Raw genomic sequence first — 7479 nt, 5'->3', positions numbered from 1 at the left:
CGTCCACCAACGGAAACGCCTGGTGGTATAAGCGAGCAGCCTGTTCAGGGAGCGTAAAACAATCCAGCCACCGGTTTGAGTAAGGATACGGCCGAACCTCCCCATGATAAAACAGCAGCGGCGCCACCAAAGGGAGTTCAGTATGGCCTTTTTTCAGGTGGGCCGCCATGGCTAACATGGCATAATACATCAGCCGCCAGGCCATCAGCGGGTCAGGAGTGGACTGATGTTCAATCAGACAATAGATATAGCCCTGTCCCCTAGCTGTTTCAACCGAGTAGAGCACATCACTGTGCAGTTGACGTAAATGCCGGTCCACAAAACTGCCGGACTCCAGTTTCAATGTGGATAAATCACACAACGACTGGATCTCTTCGGGCAGATAAAGGGATAAAAATTCCCTGGCCGTTTCGGGCTGCGTTAAAAAATGCTTGAATAACGCGTCATGGTGAGGTCGTTTTTCTTTCTTTGCCACAATCTGTTTCTCTGTCTTATCAGGTAGTCATTACCACTCATTGCCAAGGTATAGTATTTCTACCAAGTTACAAAAAACATTGTCTCAGATTTCCTCAGGCAAATCTTTACCGAATGAATTAATAGAAGAGCCTAAAGAATCAAATACTAGAAAAGGAAAAACGAGAAAATATTATATTTACAACAACCTCATTTAAATCAGTTTTCAGCTTGTATTCGCATAATAATAATCCCTTTATCAAAATATCGATTACTTATATTTCCGTTAATCTTGAATGTTCAGATCGTAAAAATTGGACTGAGTTCCCTCCAGATGATCTATTATCTTGAAATCCATAGGGTATAGTGATTTATTTTGCAGGACGTTGTTGACGTGATAATAATTTATTTTATTTTTTCCGACTAAATCGGGCAATTCCCGGCTTTTGTGGATTGGAAACGAATCCGGGATTTTCATCGCCTGGTTTCCAGCTCACTTTCATTTTTGCGCCAATACTATTATAAAACTGATTCAGTTCATCGATATTATTGGCAATTGTCTATTTCCCTTTACTGACGATAATAACCGGAAATTCGCCTGGTTCAGCAACTAGGGCAAGATCGCGAACGTTTTTTGACCACGAATAAATAAGTTGATTCGGACAAATAGCTGTGATCTTATACTCCCTTTTGGGAGTCAATACCATGTATCTTGAGAGTTTCACCGACCATTTCTCGGATGTTGAAGATCCACGTCAATCCGCCAAAGTGGCTTACCCTTTATTTGACATTCTTTTTGCCTCACTTTGCACGGTTATCGCGGGTGCTGAGGGCGGGAGTGATATTCAAGAATACACTGAAGGTCACTACGACTGGTTTCTTAAACAAGGGATGTTCAAGGAAGGCGTTCTTGTTGACGACACCATTGCACGGATTATTTTCCGCATCAAACCAGAACAGTTTAACCTCTGCTTTATCAATTGGATGAACTCAGTTCATCAGCTCATCAAAGGCGAATTAGTGGCGATTGACGGTAAAGTCCTGCGCAGCTCTTATTCTCGTGAAGCGCGTTATTCGACTCTCCACATGGTCAGTGCTTACGCGGCCACGAACCAACTCGTCATTGGTCAGGTGAAAACCCAAAATAAGTCAAATGAAATCACGGCCATCCCTGAACTGATTAAGCTATTGGAACTGAAAGGGGCACTCATTTCCATTGATGCGATGGGATGCCAAACCCAGATAGCCCGGGAAATTATTGATGCGGGAGCGGATTATCTCCTGAGTGTGAAAGCTAATCAGAAAAATCTCCACCGGGCAGTCAGGGAGGTACTGGCGCAACCGCTCTCGTTGCCCTCGACAAGAGAAAAAGGCGAAATAGAGCAGGGACATGGGCGTATCGAAGTCAGGCAAAGCCATGTCATTGATGCCACGTCATTAGCGTCCCATTTCCCAGGATGGCCTGAATTAAAAACGGTTGGTGTGACCGTAGGATACCGACAAGAAAAAGGCAAATCCCCCAGTCTGGAATACCGTTACTACATCAGTTCAGCAACGTTAACAGAAGAACAGTTTGCTCAAGCCGTACGCAGCCATTGGCAGATCGAGAATAATCTTCATTGGATACTGGATGTCGCCTTCCGGGAAGATGACTGCCAAATCTATCATAAAAACGCCCCGGAAAATATCGCGCTCTTGAGGCGGATAGCGCTAAATATGCTAAAAAAAGAAACCACTCAATTAAGTATCAGAATGAAACGTAAACGAGCCTGGATGAAAATTGATTTTCTGGAACAGGTATTACAAGCGGGCTTTTCTAGTTTGGATGATATTTGAACATTCGTGCGGTTGCCCTGACTAATAACCCTTTATTCTCCAGCGGGGAAATATGCCCTTTGTTAATTTTTCTATCCGCAAGAAATTGTTTTAACCCTTTCATTTGCCTGTCTGTATGGCCTTTTTTATCTTGCTGGAGAGTAAGAGGTTCATTTGACAGTTGGCTATCCTCATCTGAATCATTTTTTTGCCATTTATTTTTGCTAGTGTTACTGATTTTTTCTTGGTCTTTATATAATATGGGCATAATCGCTCCTTAATATATTAGTGAAAATCAAATCCCAACAAGTTTAGCTTTTAAGTTTTTAATATTTTTAAAGAAATTATTTTTATCATATTCTCTTAAATAAATATTAACTTCTTGATCTCTTTTAAATCTATCTAACTTTACGTTGGATATGTTTTTATTTGTCTCAAGTAATTCTGCAATGAGTTCCTTTTGCTCACTTTCAGATAATATATTGAATTCATTACTTAATAATTTTTTTAGCTTATCAGCATTAATTGGCTCTTTTCCTCTGGAACTTAACCAGTCTACTATTTTAAGTACAGGTAATACTCCATTTCCTAAATCTGACTGATAAATATATCCTACAACTCCTTGGCTGGTTGATGTAATATCGATCAGAAACATATGTCCAAATCGGTGATCATTAACTAATGCAACATAGCTACTCGAATCGTTGAATTGTTCAAGTTTTTCGGAAAATTCATTGCCGTTTATTTTTTCTTTTTTAAATTGTTCTACAGGATTAACGGCCTGTTCTCCTTCGGTCATTAATTTAAATATATTTTGTGCAGACGAGCCGCAAACCGGTTCAATAGGAGCATAAGGGTTTTCTCTAACAATTTTTTTATACGCTTCAAGTCCTCCGAATTGAGAAACATTTTCATCAATTGCTTGAAGTATAGCATCAGAATTTCTATCGATGATTTTATCCTCCCAATTATCATACCAAAGTAATTTGTTCCCCTTGGGATCATTATGGAGTTTTATAATATCATCTATTAATTCTGTAGAATTTTCGTTATCGTCTTGGGGCGATAATTTACCTATTAGTTTAGGTGATTTGGTGTGACAACCCACTTCCAGGTGCAAGTCTGTTGCTATATTTGCAGATTTTTCTGCATTTTTTGTTTCTGTTTTTCTACCATTTTCTTTAACATTTTTACTATATTCGTTTTGCATCATTATCTTACCTATAGAGAATGAATTTGAGGAATGAATAGCATGTGGATTAAACTAATATTTCATTATTTTATAATTATATACTCAAGATACTTCAAAGTGCATGTTTGAAAAACGATTATATTGTTGAATTTAAATGTTTTTACGTCTGACGACTCAAGCATCTTGAAGTTCATTTGGTATATACCCAAGAAACTTCAAGATGCAGTTTTTAGCACCTGAAAATGGTCGTTAATTCTAGACATCAGCGAGTCCGCTATATCAGGTAGCGTTGTGGTAAAAAATTTGAATACTTTGTCTCGAAATTCATGTTTATCAGCGAAATAACGGTTATTTCGAACCTGTTCATTCATGACCTTCCATAATCGCTCTATCGGGTTTAAATTTGGGCTATATGGAGGAAGGTAATGTCACTCAATATTGCTAACATAAGCCCACTCCTTCACAAGATGCGCTTTGTTGTAACCCGCCCCATCCACAATAAGATGAATTTTTTGATGATAGTTAGGATAAGACTTTCTTATTTCATTGAAAAAACAGCAAATGTTGTAGTCATTGAGGGTTTGATATTCCTGGAACACCGTATGACCAATGGCATTCAGGTTGAGTGCACCCAATATATTCAGGCGAGTTCGGCTTCCTGTTGTTTTGACTGTTTTTTTCTCGCCTTTTCGCATCCAACCATAACTGAGTTTAGTGCCTTGAGTTGGGTGAACTGCGTCAAGAAAGAGGAGGGGTTCGTCTTTCGCTGTGACTTTAAGATTTTCATAATATTCAATAAATTGTCTCTGTTTTTCTGCATTGAATTTATGAGGGACACCACAAGGTTTTTTATAAGAAAAACCCTGACGGTGTAGCCATTTATTCATGCCTGGAATGCTAAAGGTAATATCCCAGAGCTGAGCAACATAGGCCACGATTTCATGTGTGTGATGGAAAAGATTTTGAGATAAGTGGTTGATTAAAAAATCAGTTTGTTCTCGAGAAAGTAAACTATCAGACCCCCCATTATCAGATTTAAGTTTCCCCTGATTGAGGTAATCACCGATATGGCGGTCAACGGTGGTCTGATGGAGTCGCAATGCCTGGGCTATCATCACAGAACTCCACCCTTCAGAAGCCAGAAGGATAGCTTTTATTCTGTCTCGTACTTGACCATCACGAGTGGTGTCGTGAAGACGTTCAAGTTTGATTTTTTGTTCTGATGTAATAAATATTTTCATAGCGAGGATAATGATCTCCATTTCGGATAAAATCAAGCATCTTCAATGATTACGGGTATATATCTTTCCTCAAACCTCGTTTACTACTAATATTTTATTTCTTACAGAAATCTGTAACTTGTTGGTGGTTTAAAACAAGATCACCGTAATCTATTTCCTCAATAGGTGTAAGTACTGTGTAGATTTGACCTTTTTTATTAACAAAATTAAGTTGTTCTGTAGACAATATTCCCTTATATCTGACAGCATCATCAGGTTCTTGAGGGTCTTGTTCTAATTTTTTTCCAGTAAATATATTTTCTTTGACCGCCAATATGAGGAATAAGTTCTGTTCTCCCTGCAAATGTGCTATATATTTCATGAGTGTGCTTTTTTGTGAAGCAAGATAGATATACCCTTTAGTATTTTCAGCTTCTCGCTGTTGTATCATTTTTACTCTATTTGAAATAATTTCGTTAATTCTTTCATCTTGTTTTAGAATAGATTATCTTTCATTGTTAATAATAGTTTGTTTAGTCTCACTGTGTTTCTCCATAAATTTATTTTGATCAATTTTATAGATGCTTTCTGTAATAGATTTCTTTAATAATTCATCATCGATATTTGTTTGAATAGGGATGTTTTTATAAAAATCTTTGAATTCATTCCAAAAATCTTGAGGCATAATAAAATTATCTTTTGATATTTTATTTCTTTTGAGATTCTTATTAATAGTAGTGGTTATAATAGAATAGATAAGCTTTAGAATAGCAGCTCTTCTGAGTGAAAAATCTTCTTCAGATAAGGTGGGGCCAAGTGAGCCTTGGGGTTTAAATCCGTTTTGTAGGAAGATTTTTAAATTATCTCCCTTGGAGAGTATGATAGTAATACCCATCTTTTGGTTTTTGAGGGGTATTTAAATCTAACTCCTGTCCTAATTGATTGTTATCTGATTTTTTATTTATGGTTTTTACTACTCTTGTTTTTTCGTTTGTGTGGTTATCTTTTTCACTGGATGTAAAAGGCATATTATCACCTGTGATTTTTTAGTAAGAAGTATGTTATCAATAAAAATATATAAATTAATCTACCTACTCAATAAGTATCAAGAGTTGTTGTGATGTAATTTATTTTATATTTCATAATAATAAGATATAAGATTTGTTGACATAATGGCACTTTGTTTCCAAACAAGGTACCATTATAAATCGTTTATTTAATCAAATACTGTTTCATATTGGAGATTCTTGCGACGTTTCATATCGAGATAATGTTAATGAAAAATTACTTCCTGCACTTGTCACTTTTCCGGTAGTAACATTGATTGGAGATGACAATATTCCAGAGCAATTATGGCAAGCAGCAAAAGCATCCCCGGCTTGTTCTGTTGTCAGTCGCTGTGTAAAGATGGATGATTTCAGTATATCTTTCCTATAATCCTTGATGTTGTTGCTAGCAGATCTATTATTATTTTCGTCGCATGAAATGAATAAATCATTAAGTGCTTGTACCTCTGCATGTAAACCCGCAATACCCGCCATCGTGGGTAATCTGTTTTCATTTTTAGTGATATGACGTCTAATCCGGGATTCTGTCATTGGATGTAAAGTTTGTTTTGCTTCTGTATACATATCCTTGATCCCAGAAATAAAATCTTCAATATTATTGATCTCGTAACAATTCGCTTCATTTGTAAATCGCAGTAGAATTTTCCATTTTTTTTCTTCTTTTTCTTTTTCTTTTTCCATTAAAGTGTTATTAATAAATAACTTATTAAGTTCTTGTATGTCTGAAATTTCTTTATTGTTATTAATATAATTTTCGATCATGGTTTTTTTATCTTCTTTTTTTTGTCCTTTTTTCTTTTTCTTCTTAATTTCTTTATTTTCTTCAATCTTTTTCTTCTTAACTTCTTTATTTTCTTCAATTTTTTTCATTGATATTGATATCGTCGGTCTTTTTATTAGTTCAATACCAGGAAATAGCCTGCCATCTGCTAAATTTTTATTATTGTCTTTTAGGTTAACAAATCCGTCTTTATATTTAGAATTAGGTTCTTTTATATTTCCATGCACATATCCTGCATGAGCAGCAGAATTTTTCAAATAATTCACATCATTATTATTAATGATTTCTTTCGTTTTATCATCAAATCTTATAGAATAAAGATTCTTTTTGGGATTTTGATAGGCTAATATTATCGCTTTTTTATCAGGAAGTTCAAGATATAGTGAATCAAGTGAGGTCTCATTTGAATTTTTATCTCTGGAATGAGTTTTTTTAATTGTTTTTTCACGGGTATCATGTGTTGGCATTTTTAAACTCCATTATTTAATAGTTGAATTTTATATATATCCGCTTAATTTGAAGATGCAGGATTCAGAACCTGGAAGTTATCATTAATACGGCACGACAGGTTCCCGGCAAGTTCCGGTTTCCGTAAAAAAGCGATGTATTGCCTGCCTGAACAAGGCCGTCGTGGCGAAATAATGGTTATTTCTGACTTGTTCATTCATCACCTTCCACAGCCTTTCTATCGGGTTCAGATTCGGGCTGTATGGCGGTAAGTAATGAAGGTCGATATTCATCACATAAGCCCAGTCTTTCACCAGCTTACTCCGGTGGTAACCGGCTCCGTCAAGGATAATATGAACCTTCTGACTGACCGGATAGGTTTCACGCAAGGCAATGAAGAACTCGGCGATGTGATAACTATCGATACGGTCATATTCGCACACCACCGTTTTACTGATATCGGCCAGATTCAGGGCACCCATCAGGTTCAGACGTGTACGGCTT

At 36.5% G+C, this 7479-nt stretch carries 6 protein-coding genes and 3 pseudogenes; 1 reads left to right on the top strand and 8 read right to left on the bottom strand.

Annotation, left to right across the window (positions count from 1 at the left end):
• Positions 1-475 (bottom strand): Rpn family recombination-promoting nuclease/putative transposase (locus tag Phpb_RS26890; protein WP_420848352.1); only part of this gene is annotated, 475 nt, incomplete at its 3' end.
• 683 nt (positions 476-1158) lie between these two features.
• Here Phpb_RS26890 and Phpb_RS13655 point away from each other — a divergent pair.
• A complete protein-coding gene (locus Phpb_RS13655; RefSeq protein ID WP_065390803.1) occupies positions 1159-2289 on the top strand; it encodes an ISAs1 family transposase in 1131 nt (376 codons plus the stop codon).
• Here Phpb_RS13655 and Phpb_RS13650 read toward each other — a convergent pair.
• The 7 genes and pseudogenes from Phpb_RS13650 to Phpb_RS26885 all read right to left on the bottom strand — a co-directional run.
• A complete protein-coding gene (locus Phpb_RS13650) occupies positions 2270-2536 on the bottom strand; it encodes a hypothetical protein (RefSeq protein WP_065390802.1) in 267 nt (88 codons plus the stop codon). The two genes, Phpb_RS13655 and Phpb_RS13650, sit on opposite strands and share 20 nt — an antisense overlap.
• A gap of 27 nt (positions 2537-2563) precedes the next feature.
• Positions 2564-3481, bottom strand: a complete 918-nt coding sequence (locus tag Phpb_RS13645) for a cycle-inhibiting factor (RefSeq protein WP_240492550.1) — start codon at positions 3479-3481, stop codon at positions 2564-2566.
• A 194-nt stretch (positions 3482-3675) separates the two neighbouring features.
• Positions 3676-4701, bottom strand: a pseudogene (locus Phpb_RS13640) (IS630 family transposase).
• 94 nt (positions 4702-4795) lie between these two features.
• Positions 4796-5575: pseudogene (locus Phpb_RS27670) on the bottom strand (hypothetical protein).
• Positions 5541-5708 carry a hypothetical protein gene (locus Phpb_RS26070; protein ID WP_165603296.1) on the bottom strand — a complete coding sequence of 56 codons (168 nt, stop codon included), beginning with the start codon at positions 5706-5708 and terminating at the stop codon, positions 5541-5543. Before Phpb_RS26070 ends, Phpb_RS27670 begins: the two are co-directional and overlap by 35 nt.
• Before the next feature lie 204 nt (positions 5709-5912).
• Positions 5913-6995, bottom strand: coding sequence for a YwqJ-related putative deaminase (locus Phpb_RS24935; RefSeq protein WP_065390798.1), 1083 nt, complete (start codon positions 6993-6995; stop codon positions 5913-5915).
• Positions 6996-7039: 44 nt separating this feature from the next.
• Positions 7040-7479 (bottom strand): annotated as a pseudogene (locus tag Phpb_RS26885) (IS630 family transposase); the annotation flags it as partial.

This window comes from Photorhabdus namnaonensis, assembly GCF_001684335.1.
Lineage (GTDB): Bacteria > Pseudomonadota > Gammaproteobacteria > Enterobacterales > Enterobacteriaceae > Photorhabdus > Photorhabdus namnaonensis.
Note: the sequence above shows the minus strand (reverse complement) of the source record. Positions and strands in the feature narration are given on the sequence as shown.

Excerpts from the sequence above, each read along its gene's own strand:
- Phpb_RS13655 (WP_065390803.1), top strand. The coding sequence starts at position 1,159 with ATGTATCTTGAGAGTTTCACCGACCATTTCTCGGATGTTGAAGATCCA.
- Phpb_RS13650 (WP_065390802.1), bottom strand. The coding sequence starts at position 2,536 with ATGCCCATATTATATAAAGACCAAGAAAAAATCAGTAACACTAGCAAA.
- Phpb_RS13645 (WP_240492550.1), bottom strand. The coding sequence starts at position 3,481 with ATGATGCAAAACGAATATAGTAAAAATGTTAAAGAAAATGGTAGAAAA.
- Phpb_RS26070 (WP_165603296.1), bottom strand. The coding sequence starts at position 5,708 with ATGCCTTTTACATCCAGTGAAAAAGATAACCACACAAACGAAAAAACA.
- Phpb_RS24935 (WP_065390798.1), bottom strand. The coding sequence starts at position 6,995 with ATGCCAACACATGATACCCGTGAAAAAACAATTAAAAAAACTCATTCC.